This is a genomic window from Cupriavidus sp. MEYA8 (genome assembly GCF_059278825.1).
In genome coordinates this window covers 674,341-697,754 of record NZ_CM181221.1, presented here as the reverse complement: position 1 = coordinate 697,754, position 23,414 = coordinate 674,341, and the positions used below count along the sequence as shown (strand labels likewise).

General features: G+C 69.2%; 18 protein-coding genes. 11 read left to right on the top strand and 7 right to left on the bottom strand.

The genetic code is table 11. The features are described 5' to 3' along the window. Positions 1-41: 41 nt before the first annotated feature. Both AC5WJ1_RS03220 and AC5WJ1_RS03215 read left to right on the top strand, forming a co-directional pair. A complete protein-coding gene (locus AC5WJ1_RS03220) occupies positions 42-392 on the top strand; it encodes a hypothetical protein (RefSeq protein WP_133093932.1) in 351 nt (116 codons plus the stop codon). A 233-nt stretch (positions 393-625) separates the two neighbouring features. Then, positions 626-2,173, top strand: a complete 1,548-nt coding sequence (locus tag AC5WJ1_RS03215) for an MltF family protein (RefSeq protein WP_133093931.1) — start codon at positions 626-628, stop codon at positions 2,171-2,173. A 61-nt stretch (positions 2,174-2,234) separates the two neighbouring features. Here AC5WJ1_RS03215 and AC5WJ1_RS03210 read toward each other — a convergent pair whose 3' ends face one another. The 3 genes from AC5WJ1_RS03210 to AC5WJ1_RS03200 all read right to left on the bottom strand — a co-directional run bounded on the left by AC5WJ1_RS03210 (position 2,235) and on the right by AC5WJ1_RS03200 (position 5,537). Beyond that, the gene (locus AC5WJ1_RS03210) at positions 2,235-2,522 is read right to left on the bottom strand and encodes a helix-turn-helix domain-containing protein (protein WP_133093930.1); all 288 of its coding nucleotides are present in this window, start codon (positions 2,520-2,522) and stop codon (positions 2,235-2,237) included. A 260-nt stretch (positions 2,523-2,782) separates the two neighbouring features. Then, positions 2,783-5,047 carry a xanthine dehydrogenase family protein molybdopterin-binding subunit gene (locus AC5WJ1_RS03205; RefSeq protein WP_135704675.1) on the bottom strand — a complete coding sequence of 755 codons (2,265 nt, stop codon included), beginning with the start codon at positions 5,045-5,047 and terminating at the stop codon, positions 2,783-2,785. A gap of 16 nt (positions 5,048-5,063) precedes the next feature. Then, a complete protein-coding gene (locus tag AC5WJ1_RS03200; protein WP_133093928.1) occupies positions 5,064-5,537 on the bottom strand; it encodes a (2Fe-2S)-binding protein in 474 nt (157 codons plus the stop codon). 445 nt (positions 5,538-5,982) lie between these two features. Here AC5WJ1_RS03200 and AC5WJ1_RS03195 point away from each other — a divergent pair, with 445 nt between their 5' ends. Then, positions 5,983-7,059, top strand: coding sequence for an acyltransferase family protein (locus AC5WJ1_RS03195; RefSeq protein ID WP_135706215.1), 1,077 nt, complete (start codon positions 5,983-5,985; stop codon positions 7,057-7,059). An 18-nt stretch (positions 7,060-7,077) separates the two neighbouring features. Here the strand turns inward: AC5WJ1_RS03195 and AC5WJ1_RS03190 are convergent, their stop codons facing one another. Further along, a complete protein-coding gene (locus AC5WJ1_RS03190; protein ID WP_135704674.1) occupies positions 7,078-7,965 on the bottom strand; it encodes a c-type cytochrome in 888 nt (295 codons plus the stop codon). A 98-nt stretch (positions 7,966-8,063) separates the two neighbouring features. Further along, positions 8,064-8,438: a nuclear transport factor 2 family protein gene (locus AC5WJ1_RS03185; RefSeq protein WP_133094225.1), complete on the bottom strand. Its 375-nt coding sequence runs from the start codon at positions 8,436-8,438 to the stop codon at positions 8,064-8,066. A 365-nt stretch (positions 8,439-8,803) separates the two neighbouring features. Between AC5WJ1_RS03185 and AC5WJ1_RS03180 the strand changes: the two genes are divergently transcribed. Together AC5WJ1_RS03180 and hutC are read left to right on the top strand one after the other, a co-directional pair. Next, positions 8,804-12,193: a diguanylate cyclase gene (locus AC5WJ1_RS03180; protein ID WP_135704672.1), complete on the top strand. Its 3,390-nt coding sequence runs from the start codon at positions 8,804-8,806 to the stop codon at positions 12,191-12,193. Between the two features lie 35 nt (positions 12,194-12,228). Further along, a complete protein-coding gene (gene hutC, locus AC5WJ1_RS03175; RefSeq protein WP_135704670.1) occupies positions 12,229-12,945 on the top strand; it encodes a histidine utilization transcriptional repressor HutC in 717 nt (238 codons plus the stop codon). A 50-nt stretch (positions 12,946-12,995) separates the two neighbouring features. On the opposite strand, the gene AC5WJ1_RS03170 is transcribed toward hutC, so the two are convergent. Together AC5WJ1_RS03170 and AC5WJ1_RS03165 are read right to left on the bottom strand one after the other, a co-directional pair. Next, complete coding sequence (locus tag AC5WJ1_RS03170) at positions 12,996-13,367, bottom strand: type II toxin-antitoxin system VapC family toxin (RefSeq protein WP_135704668.1); 372 nt, start codon at positions 13,365-13,367, stop codon at positions 12,996-12,998. Beyond that, positions 13,364-13,561, bottom strand: coding sequence for a type II toxin-antitoxin system VapB family antitoxin (locus AC5WJ1_RS03165; RefSeq protein ID WP_133093923.1), 198 nt, complete (start codon positions 13,559-13,561; stop codon positions 13,364-13,366). The genes AC5WJ1_RS03170 and AC5WJ1_RS03165 overlap by 4 nt, the downstream gene beginning before the upstream one ends. A gap of 260 nt (positions 13,562-13,821) precedes the next feature. Here AC5WJ1_RS03165 and hutU point away from each other — a divergent pair, with 260 nt between their 5' ends. The 6 genes from hutU (at position 13,822) to AC5WJ1_RS03135 (ending at position 23,359) form a co-directional block, all read left to right on the top strand. Continuing rightward, positions 13,822-15,504, top strand: a complete 1,683-nt coding sequence (gene hutU, locus AC5WJ1_RS03160; protein ID WP_135704666.1) for a urocanate hydratase — start codon at positions 13,822-13,824, stop codon at positions 15,502-15,504. A gap of 108 nt (positions 15,505-15,612) precedes the next feature. Beyond that, complete coding sequence (locus AC5WJ1_RS03155) at positions 15,613-16,911, top strand: MFS transporter (protein WP_133093921.1); 1,299 nt, start codon at positions 15,613-15,615, stop codon at positions 16,909-16,911. Beyond that, positions 16,908-17,867, top strand: coding sequence for a formimidoylglutamase (gene hutG / locus AC5WJ1_RS03150; RefSeq protein WP_135704664.1), 960 nt, complete (start codon positions 16,908-16,910; stop codon positions 17,865-17,867). Before AC5WJ1_RS03155 ends, hutG begins: the two co-directional genes overlap by 4 nt. Positions 17,868-18,592: 725 nt before the next feature. Beyond that, a complete protein-coding gene (locus tag AC5WJ1_RS03145) occupies positions 18,593-19,906 on the top strand; it encodes a dicarboxylate/amino acid:cation symporter (RefSeq protein WP_133093919.1) in 1,314 nt (437 codons plus the stop codon). 191 nt (positions 19,907-20,097) lie between these two features. After that, positions 20,098-22,041: a sensor histidine kinase gene (locus tag AC5WJ1_RS03140; RefSeq protein WP_133093918.1), complete on the top strand. Its 1,944-nt coding sequence runs from the start codon at positions 20,098-20,100 to the stop codon at positions 22,039-22,041. Next, positions 22,031-23,359: a sigma-54-dependent transcriptional regulator gene (locus tag AC5WJ1_RS03135; RefSeq protein WP_135704660.1), complete on the top strand. Its 1,329-nt coding sequence runs from the start codon at positions 22,031-22,033 to the stop codon at positions 23,357-23,359. The genes AC5WJ1_RS03140 and AC5WJ1_RS03135 overlap by 11 nt, the downstream gene beginning before the upstream one ends. Positions 23,360-23,414 lie beyond the last annotated feature (55 nt).

Sequence of the window (23,414 nt, the reverse complement as noted above, 5' to 3'; positions counted from 1 at the left end):
TCCACTGCCGGCGCGTCCGACAACAACTCTGGAGGTTTTCCATGGATCCGAAACAGCCCGCTCGCCTTCCCAAGATCGTCGGCGCGATTGCCGCCGGCCTGGCAGGCCTCAGCTGTGCCACCGTTTTCGCCCAGACCACGGCCGCGCCCGCGGCACCCCCGGCCGGCGCGCAAGGCGTGCCGCCCGGCATGACCCAGATCGAGCCGCCCAAGGACCCGCTGGTCGAGCGCCGCGAGGCACGCAAGCGCGCCTCCGACGAATACAAGGCGAAGAAGAAGGCCGCCAAGGGCGAGTACAAGGAAGAAGTCGGCGAGGCCAAGCAGGAGCGCAAGGTCGAGAACAAGGCCGCGGACGCCGCGGCCCGCCAGGAAATGGCAGCGCCCAAGCAATAGCGCGATCACGCAAGCCGCGAATGAGATCGATGGCCGGCGCAAGCCGGCCATCTTCTTTCCTGTCTCAACGCGTTCCTACTACTCTGCCCATGTCTGCGCTTCCTGCAGGCTGCGTACTGCCTCCCCGCTCTCGAGTCGCGCGCTTGCAAGTCCACGCTTGCAAGTCCATATTCCGCGCCTAGACTCCATATGGGCAAACCGCGCGCTTGCTTGCGCGGCTTGCAATCCCCGCCATGTCCGCTGTCCGCCCTTCCCGCTGGTTGGCAGGCCTGCTTGTGTCCGGCCTGATGGGCGCGTTCAGTCTTTGCGGACCTGCTGCCGTAGCCCAGCAAAAACCGCCATCGCAGAATCCGCCAGCCGCTGCGTCGGCCCCTGCCGCTACCGCTGCGACAGGCCAGGCAGCTCCCGCGAAGCCGCGCGGACTGAGCCTTGCCAACAAACCCCGTACCGGCGACTTCGACGTGATGCTCAAGAGCCGCGTCATCCGCGTACTGGTGCCATACAGCCGCACGCTTTACTTCAGCGACAAGGGCCGCGAGCGCGGGCTGACCGCGGAGCTGGTGCGTGACTTCGAGCGCTATCTGAACAAGAAGTACGCCGACCAGCTCGGCAAGCGCCCGCTGACCATCATCATCATCCCGACCACGCGCGACCGGCTGCTGCCCGACCTGATGGCGGGGCTTGGCGATATCGCCGCCGGCAACCTGACCGAAACCGAGAGCAGGCTGAAGCAGGTGGACTTCACCGCGCCGCGCGACCGCAAGCCGGTGCGCGAGCTGGTGGTCACCGGGCCGAAGGCGCCGCCGTTGCAGCGCCTCGACGACCTCGCGGGAAAGACCGTGCACGTGCGGCGCGCCAGCAGCTACTTTGAAAGCCTGACCGTGCTGAACGACGGCCTGCGCCACGCCGGCAAGGCGCCGATAAAACTGGTCATGCTGCCCGATGCGCTCGAAGACGAAGACGCGCTCGAGATGCTCAACGCGGGCGTGCTGCAGATCCTGGTGGTCGATGACTGGAAGGCCGCGATGTGGGCGCAGATCCTGCCGAACATCAAGGTACGCGAAGACCTGGCCGTGCGCGAAGGCGGCTATACCGGCTGGGCCTTCCGCAAGAACAGCCCGCAGCTGCGGCAGGCGATCGAAGACTTCTACGTCAATTTCGTCAAGAAACAGGGCGGTGCGGAGTACCGGCTCAAGCAGACCATGCTGCGCATCAAGCAGATCAAGAACAACACCGACGATGCGGAGTACAAGCGCTTCCAGCAGACCATCGCCTTCTTCGAGAAGTACGGCAAGGACTATGGCTTCGACCCGCTGATGCTGGCCGCGCAGGGCTTCCAGGAATCACAGCTGAACCAGGAGGCGCGCAGCCATGTCGGCGCGGTCGGCATCATGCAGATCATGCCGGCCACCGGCAAGGAGCTGAATGTCGGCAATATCCGCATGGCCGAGGCCAACGTCCACGCCGGCGCCAAGTACATGGACCGGCTGATGACGAAGTACTTCCCCGACGCGCATTTCTCGGAAGCGAACCGGCCGCTGTTCGCCTTTGCCAGCTATAACGCCGGGCCGGGCAATATCGCGAAGATGCGCAAGGAAGCGGCGGCGCGGGGACTGGATCCCGACAAGTGGTTCAACAATGTCGAGATCGTGGTGGCGGAGAAGATCGGCATCGAGACCACCACCTATGTGCGCAATATCTTCAAGTACTACGCAGCGTACCGGCTCATGCAGGACATGCAGGCGGCGCGCGATCGGGCGGTCAAGCAGATCCAGAAATAGCGGCTGGCGCGTCCCGCCAGCCGTGGCGGTCCGCGCGGCGCCCGATGCGCTTTGTGCCTGCTTAGTCAGCCAGCCCGCTGGCGTCGATGTAGCCGAGCGCTTCGGTCACGGCGCGCCGCGCCTTGAGCACGTAGCAGACCTTGCGTTCCTGGATCGACAGCGCCAGCACCTCGGCCTGCACCAGTTCCTGGAACAGGTGGCCGGCGCGCGCCAGGCTGACCTGCGCGATGTGGGCCAGGTCGGCCGCGGGCAGCCCGTTCTCGCCCGCATCGAGCAGCGCGCGGCACACGCGGGCCCGCGCGGGCTCCGTCATCAGGGCAAGGGTTAGGGTACTTTCCTGGGTCTCCATGGCCACACCTCGAACGTCCGGCGCGCCGGCCCGGTGCTGCCCGGGACGGCCGCCGCCAGTAGGCAGGGGGGCAGCGGGGCAGCCGGACGGCGCAGTGTCTCCACTTTCTACGCGGCCCGGCGCGCAAACGCAATAGGGTGCAGCCATGCCGGCGCAAACACTGGTGCGGTTACAACAAACGCACCCGCCAGCCGCGTTCGGGGGATGCGCCGGCGCGGCGCCCGGTGCAGGGCGCCACGCCACCCCTTGCGTCAGGCCGGTCAGGCCAGCACGAACGGCAATTGCCGCTGCCGCTTGCCGGTCAGCCGGAACAGCGCATTCGCCACCGCGGGCGCGATCGGCGGCACGCCCGGCTCGCCCAGGCCCGTGGGGTTGTCCTGCGACGGCACGAAGAACACCTCCACCACCGGCGCGTCGGTGATGCGCGGCGGCGGGAAGTCGGTGAAGTTGCTGTTCTTCACGGCGCCATTCTCGATCTCGATGGCAAACCCCGGCTTCGTCATCGCCAGCCCGAACACGCAGCCGCCCTGGATCTGGGCCTCGGCCGACAGCGGGTTGACCACGCGGTTGGCATGCACGCCGGCGGTCACGCGGTGCACGCGCGGCTCGCCCTTCACCAGCGACACGTCGACCACATAGGCCACCACGGTGCTGAACGACTCGTGCACCGCCACGCCCCACGCGTGCCCCTTCGGCAGCTTGCGCTTGCCGTAGCCGGACTTGTCCACCGCCAGCTGCAGCGCGGCACGGTGGCGCGCGTGCTTTTTCTCGTCGAGGCGCGCCAGCCGGAACGCCACCGGGTCCTGCTTCGCCGCGGCGGCGATTTCGTCGGCCAGCGTTTCCTTGACGAAGGCGGTATGCGTGTTGCCGACCGAGCGCCACCACAGCACCGGCACATCCACCTGCGGGTGATGCACCGACATCTGCAGCGGCAGGTCGTAGTCGTTCTCGACGATGCCCTCGGTCATGGTCGCGTCGACGCCGTTCTTGACCATGAACGGTTCGAACGGCGTGCCCTTCAGGATCGACTGCCCGACCACGGTGTGCTGCCAGCCCACCACCTTGCCCTGCGCATCGAAGCCGATGCGCGCGCGGTGCAGGTGCAGCGGACGGTAGTAGCCGCCGCGGATATCGTCCTCGCGGCTCCACATCACCTTGAGCGGCTCGGTGTGTCCCGCGGCCACCCAGGCCTTGAGCACGTTGGCCGCTTCGACGAGGTAGTCGGAAGTCGGCACCGCGCGCCGGCCGAAGCCGCCGCCGGCCATCATGGTATTGAGCACGACCTTGTCGGGCGACAGGGCGAGCGTGCGCGCGATCGCGGCCTGGTCGACGGTCTGGAACTGCGATCCCACCCACACCTTGACCGCCTGCAGCTTGCCGCCCTGCACGTCGGGCTGCAGCGTGCAGTTGAGCGGCTCCATCGGCGCGTGCGCGAGGTAGGGGAAGCGGAAGTCGGCTTCGATCTTGCGCGCGGCACTGTTGATGGCCGCACCAATATCACCCTCGCCCGCGCGCGCCACCGTGCCCGGCTGCGCGGCCAGCCTGGCGTACTCTTCGAACAGCGCCTGCGACGAGACTCTGGAGCCCGCGTCTTCCCACTGGACCTCCAGCGCATCGCGGCCCATCCTGGCCGGCCAGTAGCCGCTGCCGATCACCGCCACGCCGGTGCCGCCGCGGTCCACCGGCACCTGCATCACGCCATGCACGCCCTGCACCGCGCGCGCCTTGTCGGCGTTGAACGACTTCACCTTGCCGCCGAAGCGCGGCGGGCGCGCGACCACGGCCACCACCATCTTGTCGAGCCTGGTGTCGATGCCGAACGGCGTGGTCGCCGCCATCTTGCCGCGCGCGTCCAGCCGCGGCGTGGGCTTGCCGACGATGCGGAACTGCGCCGGGTCCTTCAGCGTGACCCGCTGCGGCACGGGCAGCTCCATCGCGGCGTGCGCCAGGTCGCCGAAGGTGGCGCGGTGGCTGCCTGAGGTCAGCACGCCCTGCTCGACCTTGATGCCGGCCGGATCGACCTGCCACTTCTGCGCGGCGGCAGTCACCAGCATGGCGCGGGCGCGCGCGCCCAGCTCGCGGTACTGCTGGAACGAATGGTTAAGCGCGGTCGAGCCGCCGGTCATCTGCATGCCGAAGGCAGGATCCTTGTACGCGTCGCCCGCGGGTGCCAGCGTTGCGCGCACGTTGCGCCAGTCGGCATCCAGTTCTTCGGCCAGCGCCATTGGCAGCGCGGTATGCACGCCCTGGCCGAATTCGAGCCGGTTCACGGCCACCGTGACGGTGTTGTCGGGCGCGATGATCAGGAACGCCTGCGGCGCCGGTGCCCTGGACCTGCCCGCGTCCTGTGCCTGTGCCTGCGCCAGCGGGGCCACGCCCAGCGCCAGCCCGCCGCCGGCCAGGCCGGTGAGTTTCAGGAAACCGCGTCGGGTGAGCGTGGCTATGCCACCGCCTTGCGCTGCGCCGCAGTTGTCGCCCTGGCCACCCTGGCCGCCGGCCAGTGCTTCAATGCCTCGGATTCGCATGATCGGCTCCTCGTGTTCAGGCCAACGACGCCAGCGCGCGCGCGGCGTCCTTGATCGCCGCGCGGATGCGCTGGTACGTGCCGCAGCGGCACAGGTTGCCGGCCATGGCCTGGTCGATATCGGCGTCGGTGGGGCGCGGCTTGCTGCGCAGCAGGCCGATGGCGCTCATCACCTGCCCGTTCTGGCAGTAGCCGCATTGCGCGACATCGTGCCTGATCCACGCGTCGAGCACGGCGCGGCCGACGCGGTCGGTGTCCACGCCTTCGATGGTGGTAATGCTGGCGCCCGCGGCGGCGGAAACCGGCGTCACGCAGCTGCGCGTCGCCTGGCCGTTGACATGCACGGTGCAGGCGCCGCACGCGGCCACGCCGCAGCCGAACTTGGTGCCGGTCATGTCGAGGTTGTCACGCAGCGCCCACAGCAGCGGCGTGGACGGATCCACGTCGACCGTGCGGGTCTTGCCGTTGACGTTGATGTCGAGGGTGGTCATGGGGGACACTCCTTGGGTACGTTTGCCCACTGGTCATGGCGTGTGCCCGGGCCCGCACGCGGCCCGCGCCAGCAGGGGCCGGCGCAGGGCGAACGCGTGGGGATGCGGGGGCACTGCCCGTGCGCGCGGCGTTGCGCACGGGACAAGTGAGGATAGTGCAATTCCGGTCACCTTGCCGGAGGCCGTGCGCCGGGCTCGGCGCAAACGCGCGTTTTGTCGGGCTTTGCACGAACTTTGTGCATCCTGCCGCGGTCCCTCATGGATTCATCGCTTGCGGATTCCTGCCGCTGAAACAGTGCCGTCGACTATTCCAGAACGCCATCATCCGGTGGCGGGTACGCCAGCACCGCCACGCGCCGTGCAGCCCGCGGCGCGCCCGTGCGGCGCCGAAGCTCCCGCCACGTCCCGCAGCGCTCCTGCCGTCTCTCCTGCCGTCTCTCCTTCCATCGCCCCTTCCATCGCCCGGCTGGACAGCATCCAGGCGCTGCGCGGCCTGGCCGCGGCCTTCGTGGTCGTCTACCACTCCGGCCTGGCGCTGGGCGGCGCCGACGCACCCGTGCTGGACTGGCTGACCGCCAACGTGATCAAGCGCGGCCATGTCGGCGTCGATGTGTTCTTCGTCATCAGCGGCTTCATCATTGCCTGGGTCGCGGTGCTGGCGCGGCCGCGCCCGGAGCGTCCGTTCAGCTTCCTGGTGCGGCGCGCGTTCCGGCTGGCGCCGCCGTACTGGGCCATGTCGGTGCTGCACGCGCTGCTGCTCAACCCGGTGACGCCGGCGCTGTTCGCCGCGTCGCTGGCATTCCTGCCCACCACCACCGCGCATGCGCCCTACTACGGCTATCCGGCGCTGTATGTGGGCTGGTCGCTCAACTACGAGATCGCGTTCTACGCCGCGTTCGCGCTCGGGCTGCTGCTGGCCGGGCGGCGCGCGCTGTGGGTGGTGCTGGCACTGTTCGCGCTGGTGACGCTGGTGCTGCCGTGGTGGCGCTTCGGCACGCTGGTCGCCGATCCCGCGCAGGGCTATCCGTTCGCATCTCCATGGCTGGCGATGGCGAGCAATCCGCTGGTGCTGGAATTCCTGCTCGGCTGCCTGCTCGCGTGGGCCTATGCGCGCTGGCGCCACCTGCTGACGCCGTCGATCGCGCTGGCGATGCTGGCCACCGGCTGCGCGGCGTTCGCGCTGTCGCTGCCGCTGGTCGGCCCGGACTTCAGCCTGGCCGGCCGCGGCCTGCCCGCGGCGCTGCTGCTGGCGGGCGCGGTCGCGGCGGAGCATACCGGCATGCTGCGCGTGCCGCGCGCGCTGGTGTGGCTGGGCGAGCTGTCATACGCGCTCTACCTGGTGCATCCCACGGTGATCGAAGGCGTCAAGCGATTGATGCCCGAACTGACGCCCGACCAGACCGGCCTGCAGCTGCTGCGCTTTGCCATCGACGCCGGGCTGGCGCTGGGCCTGGCGCTGCTGCTGCACCGCTGGGTGGAGCTGCCGGGCATCGCCGCCGGGCGCAGGCTGGCAAGGCAATGAAGCGCGGCAAGCCCGGCCTTAGCGCCGGGGCATGTCGGCGAGGAACAGGTACAGCGCGGTCAGCTCGGTATCGTTCATGCGCCCGAACGAGTCAAACGGCATCACGCGGCTGATCTGCGAGCCGTCGGGCCGCTTGCCGCTGCGCATCATCTCGATAAAGGCCCCAGCCTGGCCATAGCGCGACATGGCGCCGCCCGAGACCGGGCGCAGGTCGGCCGCCGGCGGCCAGTCGGGCGGCGCGCCGGGGATCTTGCCGCCGCTGAAATCGTGTCCGTGGCAGCCCAGGCAGGCATTGGCCACATAGCTGCCGTACTTCGCCGTGGGCGCCGGCACCTGCGCCGGCTGCACCGGCAGGCTGTGGTCGATCTTGGAAGCCGCGTCCCGCACCATGCCCACGCCGTACAGCGCCCGCACCAGCCACGGCAGGTTGACCTCGGCAGGCGCGCCCATGCCTGGCGGCAGGCTGCGCAGGTAGGCCACCAGCGCACTGAGGTCTTCGTCGCTGAGGCGGTTGTAGTCCTCGCTCGGCATGATCAGCAGCGGCCGGCCCGATGGCGCCACGCCATGGCGCACGCTGCGCACCCAGTCCTCGGCGCGGTACGCCGCGATGGCGGGGTTGCCGCGGGTCAGGTCGGGCGCACGCACGCGCAGGCCGTTGGGATCGTCGAACACCTGCTTGCCGCCGGCGCCGGCGCCGTGGCATTCCATGCAGCCGCGCGATTCATAGAGGTATTTGCCGTGGGCGATGGCGGCGGCGTCGTCGCGCAAGGCCAGCGGCGCAACCTGCACCGCCACGGTCCGCGACGCCTTGCGCTCGCCGACCCAGACCGCGGCGTAGGCCGCCACTGCCACGGCGGCGGCCACGCCGGCCAGCCCCCACGCCGCCACTCGCAGAACACGCGCCATCTTCGCTCCCCTGTCCGCCGCACTGGATGCAACAGCTTGCAGCCAGCGGGCAGGGGGCTGTCGGTGGGGCAGGCCACACAGGCACGCGCTTGCCGCGTTCAGGCCAGGCCGGCGGGGGCGCGGTCGATAAAGCCGGTCATGCGCGCCAGCCGGCCGTCGGCGCCGACGGTGGCGAAATCGGTGCCGACCACCAGCGCCGGCTCGCTCGCGGGGCCGAGCTCCCAGGTAAAGCGCAGGTGCTCGCCGTGCGCGTCGACGGGGCTGACGCGGGTGAAGCGGAAACCGGGAAACCTGCCCTGCACCGCCGCGATCATGGCATCGATGCCGGCATGGCCGTCGCCGCGCATCAGCGGATCGACATAGCTGGCCGATTCGGTCCACGCCAGCGCGATCAGCTCGCGGCGGCGCGCGGGGTCGGTTTCGTTCCAGGCGGCAAGGTAGCGGTCGGCGAGGCTGGCGGGATCGGCGGGCATGGCGGCAGCGGTGGACTGCGAGGACGGGACGGCAGCTGACATGGTGTTCTCCTGTGCTGGTTGGGTTTCCGGTCGGCCCGGCTGGCAGGCCATGGCTGCATGATGGATGCCGCCGCGCCGCGCCGCGATTACCCGCGAGGTCATCGCCGGACTGACTCCGCCACCCCGCCCCCGCCCCGCTGCCCTACCAAAAAATCGGCGCGAACACCAGTGGCAACAACGCCCACGGCAGCCCGCTGTCCGGCTTTTGCTCGGGTACCCATCCCCGTTACAGTTGCCGCTACGCTGGGCGGCAGTCCGTCCGCGCGCCTTGCCCCGATCGATTTGCACCGCCCTTTGCTCCGCCCTTTGCACCGCACCCGTCCATGACGCCCGATACGGCCCCGCCGCGCCACCAGGCCGCCACTGTCCATTCCGCCGCGCCGCGCCGCTGGCAGCCGCTGCTGCTCGCCGCTGCCGGCTATTTCGCCCTGGCGGCGGCGGGCCTGTGGCTGGCGCGGCTGCCGGGCAACGTGGCCGCGGTATGGCTGCCCAACGCCTTCGCGCTGGGGCTGCTGCTGCACCGCCCGCGCCGCGAGACGCCGTGGCTGCTGGCCGGCATGCTGGGCGCGAACCTGCTGGCCAACCATGCCGCCGGCGACAGCGCCGCGAGCGCGCTGATGCTGGCCGGCGCCAACCTGGCCGAGATCCTGTGCGCCACCGGCCTGCTGCGGCTGCTCGACCGGCACGCCGGGCTGGTCCGCCACGGGCCGCTGGCATCGTTCGCGGTGATGCTGGCGGTCGCAGGCATCGTCGCGCCGGCGCTGGGCGCCACTGCCGGCGCCGCAGCCATTGTCAAACTGCACGGCACGCCCTTTGCGTCGGTGTGGTGGACCTGGTGGCAGGCCAGCGCGCTGGGCATGGCGCTGCTGCTGCCGATGATGCTGTCGATGACACCGGCGCGCGTGCGCACCGCCTTCGCGCGGCCAGTGCTGGTGCCGCAGGCCGGCCTGCTGGCGCTGTGCCTGGCGATCGGCGCGCTCGCGCAATGGCAGGGCCACGACCCGTTTGCCGCGATGTCGCTGCCGCTGGTGCTGGTGGCGCTGGCGGGCAACCCGTTCGCCACCGCGCTGCTGACGCTGGTGGCGACGCTGTCGCTGCAGGCGCTGATGCTGGTCGGGCACGGCCATGAAGCGGTGCCGCTGTCGGCCGCGGTGATCATGGTGTTCCCGGTCTGCATCGCCTACCTGACCGAACAGAACCGCCATGGCCGCGCCAGCCTGCGCGGCAGCGAGAAGCGCTTCCGCCAGGCCATGGAGCATTCGGCGATCGGCATGGCGCTGGTTGGCATGGACGGCCGCTGGGAGATCGTCAACCGCGCCATGACCGAGCTGCTCGGCTACAGCGGCGAGGAATTGCGCGCCATCACCTTCCAGCAGGTGACCCACCCCGACGACCTGAGCGACGACCTGCGCCAGGCGGCGCTGCTGGTGGACGGCAAGATCGAGTCCTACCGCATGGAGAAGCGCTACCGCCACAAGGATGGCCAGTACCGCTGGGCGCTGCTGGCGGTCTCTCTGGTGCGCGACGAAGACACCGGCGCGCCGCTGCACTACATCGCCCAGGTGGAAGACATCCATGCGCGCAAGCTGGTGCAGGAAGAGCTGGAACGGCTGTCGCGCCGCATCCAGCTGGCGGTGGAAGCCGGCGGTGTCGGCATCTGGGAATGGGACTTCGGCAGTACCGCCATCACCTGGGATGCGCGCATGCATGCGCTGCACGGCACCGATCCCGCGCAGGGCACGCCGCAGGCCGAGCAGTGGATCGCCATGCTGCACCCCGAAGACGTCAGCCGCGTCAGCACCGAGATGCGCCAGGCCATTCGCGGCGCCGCGCCGTTCGACACCGAATACCGGATCCTGCGTCCCGGCGGCGCGGTGCGCCATGTGCGCGCCATGGCCACGGTCACGCGCGGCGCCGACGGCATCGCGCACGCACTGGTCGGCACCAACTGGGACATCACCGAGCAGCGCCGCCTGACCGAGGCGCTGTTCGAAGAGAAAGAGCGACTGCATATCACGCTGCGTTCGATCGGCGACGCGGTGATCTGCACCGACGCCAATATGCACGTCACCTTCATGAACCCGATCGCCGAGCAGCTGACCGGCTGGACCATGTGCAGCGCCGGCGGATTGCCGCTGGAGCAGGTCTTCCGCATCGTCGACGAAGCCAGCGGCGACCCGATCCCCAGCCCGGTCGAATCGTGCCTGCGTACGCTGACGCCTGCCTACCTGCAGGACGGCGCGGTGCTGCAGAGCCTGACCGGAGAACGCCACGACGTACAGGACTCCGCCGCGCCGGTGCTGACCGCCGCCGGCGAGGTGCTGGGCGCGGTGCTGGTGTTCCAGGACATCACCACCGCGCGCGCGCTGCAGCGCGAGCTGGCGCGCTCGGCCATGCACGACGCGCTCACCGGCCTGCCCAACCGCACCTGGTTCGAAAAGCGCCTGCGCGAGGCCTGCGACGCCGCGCGGCTGCATGGCCACCGCGCCGCGCTGTGCTTCATCGACCTGGACCGCTTCAAGATCGTCAACGACACCGCCGGCCACGGCGCCGGCGACGTGCTGCTGCGCGAGCTGGGCTACCTGATCCGCAACCACGTGCGCCCCGACGACCTGCTGGCGCGCCTCGGTGGCGACGAGTTCGCGCTGCTGCTCAAGGACTGCACCGTGGACCAGGCCGAGCAGGTCTGCCAGGGCGTGATCGACGCGATCCGCGGCCGCCGCTTCCCGTGGGAAGGTCGGGTCTATGACGTCGGCGCCAGCATCGGCATCGCCGCGATCGACCTCGACGTGCCGCCCGTCAGCGAATTGATGAGCCGCGCCGACGTTGCCTGCTACGCCGCCAAGGCCGCCGGCCGCAGCCGGGTCTCGGTCTACCGGCGCGACGAGAGCGACGCGCGCCGCCACCATCGCGAACTGGAAGTCGCCGCGGGCATCCACTCGGCGCTCGAAGCCAACCGCTTCCGCCTGTTCGCGCAGGAGATCCGCGCGCTGCAGCCTGCCGGCGCGGGCCGCGGCGAATCCCGCCACATCGAGATCCTGGTGCGCATGGTCGACGAGAGCGGGGACATGATCCTGCCCGGCGCCTTCATTCCCGCCGCCGAGCGCTACGACCTGATGGGCCATGTCGACCGCTGGGTCATCCACAACGTGCTGCACGGCTACGGCGAGCGGCTGCGTGCGGTGCCGGGGCTGTCGGTGTCGATCAACCTGTCGGCCAACTCGCTGGGCGAGCCGTTCCTGCTGCCCTTCCTGCATGCCGAGCTGGACGCCAGCGCGCTGCCCGCCAGCCGCATCCGGCTGGAGATCACCGAGACGGCGCTGATCAACAACATGGCGGCGGCCAACCGGCTGGTGTCGGAGATGAAGCGCGCGGGCTGCACCGTGTCGCTCGACGACTTTGGCTCGGGGCTGTCGTCGTTTGCCTACCTGAAGCAGTTCCCGGTCGATTTCCTGAAGATCGACGGCAGCTTTATCCGCCAGCTGGCGGACAACGCCGTCGACCGCGAGATCGTCAGCTCGATCAACGACATCGGCCACCGGCTCGGCGTGAAGACCGTGGCGGAGTGGGTGGAGGATGAGCGCACGCTCGAAGCGCTGCGCGCGATCGGCGTCGACTTCGCGCAGGGCTATGCGATCGGGCGGCCGACGCCGCTCGATGCGTTCCTGCAGGCGTGCGGGCCGCGCGGCGTCGAACAACGCCAGGGGGCGTGATACATTCGGCGGCTGTCGCCACCCGGGGGAAACCGTTGCCGCTCGAATCCACGCCGGCGCCGCTCTATGCGCGCGTCAAGCAACACATCAGCAGCAGGATTGCTGACGGCAGCTGGCCGCCTCACCATCGGGTGCCCTCCGAGGCCGAGCTGGTCGAAGCGCTGGGCGTCAGCCGCATGACCGTGCATCGGGCGCTGCGGGAACTGACGGCGGAGGGGATGCTGGTGCGGCTGCAGGGGGTTGGGACCTTTGTTGCGGAGCCCAAGCTGCGGACCGCGCTTTATGCGGTCAACAATATTGCGGATGACATTGCTGCTCGGGGGCATCGGCATCATGCGCGGGTGGTCAGCGTACAGGAGGAACGCGCCGGCGCGGCGCAGGCTGCTGCGCTGGATGTGCCGCTGGAGCAGCGCGTGTTTCACTCGGTCATCGTGCACTACGAAGACGATGTCGCGATCCAGCTGGAAGACCGCTACGTCAATGCCGCCGTCGCGCCGGATTACCTGGAGCAGGACTTCTCGCGCGAAACGCCCTACCAATACCTGACGCGCGTCGCGCCGCTGACCGAAGGTGAGCACGTGGTGGAGGCGGTGCTGGCGCATCCGGAGGAATGCGGGTTGCTGGACATCGACAAGGGTGAGCCGTGTTTGCTGATCCGTAGACGGACATGGTCGGCGGGGCGGGTTGTGACGTCGGTCAGGCTGGTGCATCCGGGGTCGTTGCACCGGTTGGAAGGTCGGTTCACTTCATAGCCCGGCCCCGCGATCCGCATCCTGTCCTGAGAGTTTCGGCGCAGCGCAGGCTAATGCGCAGGCCGCGCGGCCAGCCCCAAACGCTCGGCGAGCGCGAGCAGGCGACGATCCCGCGTCCATAGCGCACTGCCGGGCGTCAATCGGGTGGCGGCCAGCAGATGCGCATCCACGTAGCCAATCCCTATCCCGTAAAGCTTCTGGTCATCGATCATCCGGTCGACTTCGTCGTCCGTCGCCACGACGGCGCCTGGCAAATCACGCAAAGCGCCCAGCACCTCGTCCCGCTGCCGCAGGCTACCCAGCGCGATCTCGCCGATCACAAACGGATGCACCAGGACCCGGCTGGCGTCGAGCAAAGCCGCTAGTGCCGCGTCGCCGGTACGCAGATGGTCGATCCATACCGAAGTGTCGACCAGGATCATGCCGGCTCCGGGCGGCGGCGCGGCGCGGATTCCAGGTCGGGCTCGGTACCGCCGAGACGGCTTAGGCGCCGCGCGCTTTCGCGCTCGATCAGTGCCCGTAGCGCTTCGCGCACGAGCGAGGATTTTTCTGACAGGCCCGTCAGGGCCTGGGCCTTGCGCAGCAAATCATCGTCCAGGGCAAGCGTGGTACGCATGGAAACCTCCGTTAAGCATCTTGCATCTATTTTAGCATCAATCAATGCCTGAATTCGTGCCCGCCAGCGTCAGCTTCTTACGAAGGCTCGCCGGCAACATCACATGGCATTAGCCCGGCAGCCGAAGTTCCACATTGGCTCATCTACGGGATAACCCCGATTCATCCGTACCTGTATATACAAGAATATACATGCCTATGCGTCGCAATAAAAAGCGACACCCAAAGGCAAAGCACAGAGACACCGAAGGAGCCGTCCAAATGACCACCACCCGCTTCCGCGACACCGAAATCCGCGCCCCGCACGGCACCAAGCTCACCGCCAAGAGCTGGCTGACCGAAGCGCCCCTGCGCATGCTGATGAACAACCTCGACCCCGAGGTCGCGGAGAATCCAAAGGAACTGGTGGTCTACGGCGGCATCGGCCGCGCCGCCCGCAACTGGGAATGCTATGACCGCATCGTCGAAGCCCTGACCCGCCTGGAAGACGACCAGACCCTGCTGGTCCAGTCCGGCAAGCCGGTCGGCGTGTTCCAGACCCACCGCGACGCCCCCCGTGTGCTGATCGCCAACTCCAACCTGGTCCCCCACTGGGCCAACTGGGAACACTTCAACGAACTCGACGCCAAAGGCCTGGCCATGTACGGCCAGATGACCGCCGGCAGCTGGATCTACATCGGCAGCCAGGGCATCGTGCAGGGCACGTATGAAACCTTTGTCGAAGCCGGCCGCCAGCACTACAACGGCGAGCTGAAGGGCCGCTGGGTGCTGACCGCGGGCCTGGGCGGCATGGGCGGCGCGCAGCCGCTGGCCGCGACGCTGGCCGGCGCCTGCTCGCTCAATATCGAATGCCAGCAGAGCCGCATCGATTTCCGCCTGAAGACCCGCTACGTCGACGAGCAGGCCACCGACCTGGACGACGCGCTGGCCCGCATCGACCGCTACACCTCGCAGGGCAAGGCGATCTCGATCGCGCTGTGCGCCAATGCCGCCGAAGTGCTGCCCGAACTGGTGCGCCGCGGCGTGCGCCCCGATATGGTCACCGACCAGACCAGCGCGCACGACCCGCTCAACGGCTACCTGCCCGCCGGCTGGACCTGGGACGAATACCGCGAGCGCGCGCAGCGCGAGCCGGCCGTTGTGGTGAAGGCCGCCAAGGCCTCGATGGCCGCGCATGTGCAGGCCATGCTGGATTTCCAGAAGCTGGGCGTGCCGACCTTCGACTATGGCAACAACATCCGCCAGATGGCCAAGGAAGAAGGCGTGGCGAACGCCTTCGACTTCCCCGGCTTCGTGCCCGCGTACATCCGCCCGCTGTTCTGCCGCGGTATCGGCCCGTTCCGCTGGGCCGCGCTGTCGGGCGATCCGCAGGACATCTACAAGACCGACGCCAAGGTCAAGGAACTGATCCCCGATGACGAGCACCTGCACCGCTGGCTCGACATGGCGCGCGAGCGCATCAGCTTCCAGGGCCTGCCGGCGCGGATCTGCTGGGTCGGCCTGGGCCTGCGCGCCAAGCTGGGCCTGGCGTTCAACGAGATGGTCCGCAGCGGCGAGCTGTCGGCGCCGGTCGTGATCGGCCGCGACCACCTGGACTCGGGCTCGGTCGCCAGCCCGAATCGCGAGACCGAGGCCATGCAGGACGGCTCGGACGCCGTGTCCGACTGGCCGCTGCTGAACGCGCTGCTGAACACCGCCAGCGGCGCCACCTGGGTGTCGCTGCACCACGGCGGCGGCGTGGGCATGGGCTTCTCGCAGCATTCCGGCGTGGTGATCGTGTGCGACGGCACCGATGAAGCCGCCGCGCGCATCGCCCGCGTGCTGCACAACGACCCCGCCACCGGCGTGATGCGCCATGCCGACGCCGGCTACCAGATCGCTGTCGACTGCGCCCGCGAGCAGGGGCTGGACCTGCCGATGCTGCGTAACGAATCGCGCGGCTGATCCCGGCCGACAGGCCACTACAGGCCACTACAGGCCACCAAGAGCCGTCTTACCGGCCGGGGCGCCACGCGCGCATCCGGCCGTCGCCATACCCTTCACGGAGACACCATGTCCATCGACACCACCGCCGGCGTGGCGGTCGCGGCGCCGCAGCCGCCGCTGTCGCGCACGCGTGCCATTGCCGCCATCACCATCGGCAACGGCCTCGAGTTCTACGATTTCGTGGTCTACAGCTTCTTTGCCACGCTGATCGGCCGGCTCTACTTCCCTGTCGACAATCCCACCGGCCAGTTGCTGATGTCGTTCGCCACCTTTGGCGTCGGCTTCCTGATGCGACCGCTCGGCGGCCTGCTGATCGGCATGTACGCCGACCGCGCCGGCCGCAAGCCGGCTGTCGCGCTGACGCTGTGGCTGATGGGCCTGAGCTCGCTGATCTTCGTGGTCACGCCGCCGTACGCGCAGATCGGCATCCTCGCGCCGATCATGGTGGTGATCGCGCGGCTGGTGCAGGGCTTCGCCATCGGCGGCGAGATGGGCGCCTCCACCGCGCTGCTGCTCGAATACGCCGACGACCGCACGCGCGGCTTCTATACCGCCTGGCAGCCGTTCAGCCAGGGCCTGGCAGCGCTGCTGGGCGCGATCACCGGCCTGGTGCTGAGCAACGTGCTGGCACCGGCCGACCTTGAAGCGTGGGGCTGGCGCCTGGCCTTCCTGATCGGCATTCTGGTGATCCCGGTCGGCCTGCTGATCCGCCGCCGGCTGGAAGAAACCGCCGCGCCCGCGCGCCACGGCGAGCACGCCGCGCAATGGCCGCTGCTGCGCCGGCATGGGCGCGAGGTGATTGCCAGCATCCTGCTGATGATCGGCCTGGCCTCGTCCACCTACATCGTCGTCTACTACATCAGCAACTACGCCGTGAGCGTGCTGAAGATGCCGCTGTCGCTGAGCATCTGGGCCGCGTGCATCGCGGCGCTGGTGCAGGTGGCGCTGTCGCCGTTCGCCGGCCGGCTGGCCGACCGCATCGGCCGCAAGGCCGTGGTGCTGTGGTCGCGCGTGGCGCTGCTGGTGATGGTCTACCCCGCGTTCGTGCTGATCAATGCCGAGCCGTCGCTGGCGCGCCTGCTGCTGGTGGTGGGCTGCCTGTCGGTGCCGATGTCGATGACCGCGCCGGCGTCGATGGTGCTGGTCAGCGAGGTGCTGCCGCAGCGCCTGCGCGCCACCGGCCTGTCGATCGCCTATTGCGTGGCGATCGCGATCTTCGGCGGCTTCGCGCAGTATTTCTCGACCCGGCTGATCCAGATCACCGGTGACGCAAATGCCCCGGCGCTGTACGTGATCGGCTGCGGCCTGGTTTCGCTGATCGGCCTGGCGATGGTGCCCGAAACCCTGGGACGCCGCCTCAAATGAGCGGCCTGGCCGAACTCGTGCAGGCCGGCGACACGGTCTGGCGCGGCCGGCGCGATGCCGGCGAGGCGGGCGATACCCGCCGCCTGTTCGAAATCGTCGCCGGCCGTCACACTCCGCGCACGCCTGGCGTGCCGGTGCTGCTGGGCTTCTGCTGCGATGCCGGCGTGCTGCGCAACCAGGGCCGCCCCGGCGCCGCCGGCGGCCCGCGCGAGATCCGCCGCGCGCTGGCGGGCGTGCCGGCCCATGGCATCGGCCGCCTGATCGACGGCGGCGACATCCATTGCGAAGGCGATGCGCTGGAAGACGCGCAGCGGCGGCTGGGCCAGGCCGTCGCCGCCGAGCTGGCGGTGGGCGCCTGGCCGCTGGTGCTTGGCGGCGGCCACGAGGTGGCCTGGGGCACCTGGCAGGGCCTGCGCACGCACCTGGACGCGCACGGCGACCGCGGCCGCGTGCTGGTGGTCAACCTGGACGCGCACTTCGACCTGCGCGGCAGCCGGCCCGCCAGCTCGGGCACGCCCTTCGACCAGATCGCCATCGACTGCCAGCGCCGCGGCCTGCGCTTCGACTACGCCTGCCTGGGCGTGAGCCGGCTCGGCAATACGGCCGCGCTGTTCGCGCGCGCCAGCACGCTAGGGGTGCGGTATGTGGAGGATGTGGACCTGCAGGAGCGCCACCTCGACGCACGGCTGGCCGCGCTGGATGAATGGGTGGCGGAGGCCGACCATGTCTACCTGACGATCGACCTCGACGTGCTGCCCGCCGCGGTGATGCCCGCCGTGTCGGCACCGGCGGCCTACGGCGTGCCCTTGCCGGTGGTCGAAGCCATCGCCACGCGGCTGCGCGACAGCGGCAAACTGCGCGTGGCGGATATCGCGGAATTCAATCCGCTGTATGACCGGGATGGGTGTGGGGCGCGGGTGGCGGCAAGGTTGTGCTATCGGTTATTGGGCGGCTGAAACGCGCCCAACAAAACATCGAGCTGGCCTGAGCAAGGTGCACCCATACCGCCCGAACTAGCCTAAGCAAGGTGCACCCAAGCCGCTCGAACCAGCCTGAACAAGGTGTTCTCCCTCTCCCCTCATGGGGAGAGGGTTGGAGAGGGGTGGGCTAGCTAGGTACCACATCAAGCAAGGCCTCGGTTTTAACCCACAGGCCTCAGCCTTTGACCCTCCTGCCCTCTCCCCCAACCTCTCTTCCGCAAGCGGGAGAGGGCAGCAAACCGGCGGCAATTCAAACCCCTTCCGCCCCTCCAAATCCTCGGGTTTACACCTACATCACCGTTCGGATTCCCGAACACCACTCCGCGCCGCCCATCCGGATCTCCGAATCGTGCGCCGGAGTCACTTCAATTTCTCCTTTGAATTCAACGGGTTGCACAACCCGAAAGACCCCTCTCACCTGGCACGCCGCGTGCAATATAGGCCGCCGCTAACAGCGCCCAGACAGGTCGGCCGGCACGTTTCCCAGCGCGCCGGCCCCGCCAAAAAACAAAGGAGGAAACACATGACTGACCCCGCCTTGCCCACCCCCCCTCTCGCCGCCCCGGCGACCCGCTGGCACCTGTTGCCGCGCTGAAAAAAACCGCATGGCCGGTGCGGCGCCCTCAAAAGCCCTCCAGCCATCCCGCAATACCGACGTCCGACCCTGTCCGCGGGGAACGGACGCACAGGCCTGATCCACGATGAAACTGAATCGACTGCCCACCCTGATCTTCATTGCGATGCTGCTAGGCGTGCTGGCCGGCACCGCCGCGCACAACATGGCGCCGGACGCCGACACCGCCAAATCGATTGCGAACCACCTGTCCATCCTGACCGACATCTTCCTGCGGATGATCAAGATGATCATCGCGCCGCTGGTGTTCGCCACGCTGGTGACCGGCATCGCCAGCATGGGCGACGGCCGCGCCGTTGGCCGCATCGGCACGAAGGCGATGATGTGGTTCATCGGCGCCTCGGTCACCTCGCTGCTGCTGGGGCTGGTGATGGCCAACGTGCTGCACCCCGGCCACGGCATGAACCTGCCGCTGCCGGCCGCGGACGCCACCTCGAACCTGAAGACCGGCGCCCTGAACCTGCGCGACTTCATCGCCCACATGTTCCCCAAGAGCTTCGCCGAGGCGATGGCGCACAACGAGATCCTGCAGATCGTGGTGTTCTCGCTGTTCTTCGGCTTTGCGCTGGGTACCGTCAAGGACGGCGTGGGCAAGCCGGTGCTGCAAGGCATCGAGGGCTTGGCCGACGTGATGCTGAAGGTCACCAACTACGTGATGGCGTTCGCGCCGGTGGGCGTGTTCGGCGCAATCGCGGCGGTGATCACCGCGCAGGGCCTGGGCGTGCTGGTCGTGTACGCGAAGCTGATTGGCAGCCTGTACCTGGCGCTGGCGCTGCTGTGGGTGGCGCTGATCGCCGGCGGCTACTACTTCCTGGGCCGTGACGTGTTCCGCCTGCTCAAGCAGATGCGCGCGCCGCTGATGATCGGCTTCGCCACCGCCAGCAGCGAGTCGGCCTACCCGAAGGTGATCGACCAGCTGACCCGTTTCGGCGTCAAGGAGCGCATCACCAACTTCGTGCTGCCGCTGGGCTATTCGTTCAACCTGGACGGCTCGATCATGTACACCTCGTTCGCCGCGCTGTTCGTGGCCCAGGTGTATGGCATCGAGCTGTCGCTCTCCCAGCAGATCACCATGCTGCTGGTCCTGCTTGTCACCAGCAAGGGCATCGCCGGCGTGCCGCGCGCCTCGCTGGTGGTGGTCGCCGCCGTGCTGCCGATGTTCGGCCTGCCGGAGGCCGGCATCCTGCTGGTGCTCGGCATCGACCACGTACTCGACATGGGTCGCACCGTGACCAATGTGCTCGGCAATGCCATTGCCACCGCCGTCGTCGCCAAAAGCGAAGGCGCCATCGGCGCGCCGGTACTGTCCGACGAGGATGAACCCGTCGTCGCGGATACCACCACCAGCCTGGCATCGGTCCAGGCCGTGGCGGGCAAGTAATACAGCCTGCCAGGCGTGCCAGGGCCCGGTTGCCGACAAGGCAACCGGGCCTTTTTGCATCCATGACGCGGGCACGGTAGCGCCGGTGTGGTAAAAGTAGGCACCCGCGCCGCCCTGGTCTCCGAAAAGACTGCCATGGATCACTGTCCCGCCGGCGCGGCCGCTTCGCCCTTGCCTGACCAGACTTCCTGATGACCGGCCCGCTCCACCCTCCCGGCGACACTCCGCACGCGCCCGCCGCCACACCCGCCACGCCCTCGCGCCTGCCCCACGTCCTGCGCGGCGCCGCGCCGCTGCTGGCGTTGCTGGCGCTGGCCGTGCTGATCGGGCTGGCCGGCGCGCTCGGCTACCGCTACAGCTACGACAACGCGCTGGCGCGCCAGGCCGAGCGCGGCCAGGTGCAGCTGCGCCTGTACACGCAGGCGCTGGAAAGCGAGCTGGCGCACTACGACTACGTGCCCGGCCTGCTGTCGCTGGACGAACGCATCTCCGGACTGCTGCTGCGCCCGGACGACGCCGCGCGCGTGGCCCGCGCCAACGAATACCTGACTTCTCTCAATGCCCGTGCCGGCACGCGCGTGGTCTATGTGCTGGACGCCCACGGCAGGGTACTGGCCACCAGCAACTGGCAGCGCCCCGACAGCTACCTGGGAGAGGACCTCAGCTTCCGCCCCTACTTCCAGGCCGCCATGGAGGGCCAGCTCGGCCGCTTCTACGGGGTCGGCACCACGCGCAGCGAGTCGGGCTACTACCTGTCCGCGCCGCTGGGCGAGCGCGACAACCCGGCCGGTGTGGCGGTGGTCAAGATCGGGCTGGAGCCGCTGGAGAACCGCTGGCAGGGCGCCGACAGCCAGATGCTGCTGAGCGACGAGAACGGCGTGGTGATCCTGGCCTCGGACCCGTCATGGAAGCTGGCCGCGCTGCGCCCGCTGTCGGACGAGGCGCGCCAGCGGCTGTCGCGCAGCCTGCAGTACAACCGCGCGCCACTGCCGCAGCTGCCGCTGGAATCGGTGCGCAAGCTTGCCAACCAAAACGGCGGCAGCAGCGACGAACTGGTGCGCCTGCGCCGCGGTCCGCCGATGCTGGCGCAGCATGCCGCGCTGCCCGGCACCGACTGGCAGCTGACGCTGCTGACCAATACCTCGCAGGCGCGCGTGGCGGCGCTCAACAGCGCCGCGCTGGCGGGCGTACTGACTGCCTTCGTGCTGCTGCTGGGCGCGGCCTGGAACGTGCGCCGGCGCATCGTCAACGAGCGCCTGGCCGCGCGCGCCGCGCTGGAAGCGGCCAACAGCGAGCTGGAGCGCAAGGTGGCCGAGCGCACCGCCGACCTGTCCGCCGCCAACCACCGGCTGCAGGCCGAGGTGACCGAGCGCATCCGCGCCGAGACCGTGCTGCGCCAGGCGCAGGACGGCCTGCTGCAGGCCGGCAAGCTGGCCGCGGTGGGCCAGATGTCGACCGGCATCGCGCACGAGCTGAACCAGCCCCTGGCGGCGCTGCGCACGCTGTCCGGCAACACCGGCAAGTTCCTCGAGCGCGGCGACTATGCCACCGTGCGCACCAACCTCGACACCATCATCGGGCTGGTCGAGCGCATGGGCCGCATCACCGGCGCGCTCAAGTCGTTCGCGCGCAAGTCGGGCAACGGCCGCAACCAGGCCCGGCTGGGCGAGGCGGTGGACAATGCGCTGTTCCTGCTGCAGACGCGCGTGGACGCCGTGCAGCCCGAGCTGCAGCGCGACATCGATCCCGAACTGGCCGTGGTCTGCGACCCCAACCGGCTCGAACAGGTGCTGGTCAACCTGCTCGGCAACGCGCTCGACGCGGTCATCGGCCGGCCCGCGCCGCGCATCGCGCTGCATGCGCACGTGGGCGGCGGCATGGTCCACCTGACCGTGCGCGACAACGGCGCGGGGCTGTCCGAGGAAGCCTTCGCGCGGCTGTTCGAGCCGTTCTTCACTACCAAGCCCGCCGGGCAGGGGCTGGGGCTGGGCCTGACGCTGTCGGCCGGCATCCTCAACGAAAACGGCGGCAGCCTGTCCGCCGCCAACCACCCCGACGGCGGTGCCTGCTTCACGCTGGTGCTGCCGCTGGCGCCGCACGAGGCCAGGCCACAGGATTCCACGCATGCCGGCTGAACTGACCGTACTGATCGTCGAGGACGATGCCGACGTGCGCCTGGGCTGCGAGCAGGCGCTGCGCCTCGAAGGGCTGGCCACGCGCGGCGTGGGCAGCGCCGAGGCGGCGCTGCGCGAGGTCGGCCCCGGCTATGCCGGCGTGGTGGTCAGCGACATCCGCCTGCCCGGCATGGACGGCATGGCACTGCTGGCGCAGCTGCGCGAACGCGACCCCGCGCTGCCGGTGATCATGATCACCGGCCACGGCGACGTGGGCCTGGCGGTGCAGGCGATGAAGCAAGGCGCCTACGACTTCCTGGAAAAGCCGTTCTCGCCCGAGCAGCTGGTCGACGCCACCCGCCGCGCGCTGGAGCAGCGCCGGCTCGCGCTGGAAGTGTCAGAACTGCGCGAACGCCTGGCCGGACGCGAAAAACTCGAAACCCGCCTGATCGGCCATTCACAGGCGGTCGAGCGCTTGCGCCGGCTCATCGCCGACCTCGCCGGCACCGACGCCAACGTGCTGATCCACGGCGAGACCGGCACCGGCAAGGAGCTGGTGGCGCGCTGCCTGCACGAGGCCAGCCAGCGCCATGCGCGCCACTTCGTCGCCATCAATTGCGGCGGCCTGCCCGAACAGCTGTTCGAAAGCGAGATCTTCGGCCATGAAGCGGGCTCGTTCACCGGCGCCGCGCGCCGCCGCATCGGCAAAATCGAGCACGCCGAAGGCGGCACGCTGTTTCTCGACGAGATCGAGAGCATGCCGATGCCGCTGCAGATCAAGCTGCTGCGCGTGCTGCAGGAACGCGTGGTCGAGCGGCTCGGCTCGAACCAGCCGGTGCCGGTCAACGCGCGCGTGGTGGCGGCGACCAAGGCCGACCTGCGCGCGCTGTCCGATGCCGGCCAGTTCCGCGCCGACCTGTACTACCGCCTGAACGTGATCACGCTGGAGCTGCCGCCGCTGCGCGAGCGGCGCGAAGACGTGCCGGCGCTGTTCGAGCATTTCGTCGCGCAGGCGGCGCTGCGCTTCGAGCGCGAGGCCGTGCCCGCCAGCGCGGCCGAACTGGCGGCGCTGGTGGCCTACCCCTGGCCGGGCAATGTGCGCGAGCTGCGCAACCTGGCCGAGCGCCATGTCCTCGGGCTGGGCTGCAATCCTGGCCAGGGCACCGCCGCCCCGGAAGCGCTGCCGCTGGCGCAGGCGGTCGACCAGTTCGAGCGCGCGCTGATCGCCGATGCCATGCGCCGGCACGACGGCAACCTCAGCCGCGCCAGCGAGGCGCTTGGCGTGGCCAAGACCACGCTGTTCGACAAGGTTCGCAAGCACGGCCTGCAAGACCGGTAGCGGCCGGCCGCGCAGGCAATACATCATGTTGTGACATATATGTGCTTTGCAGCGG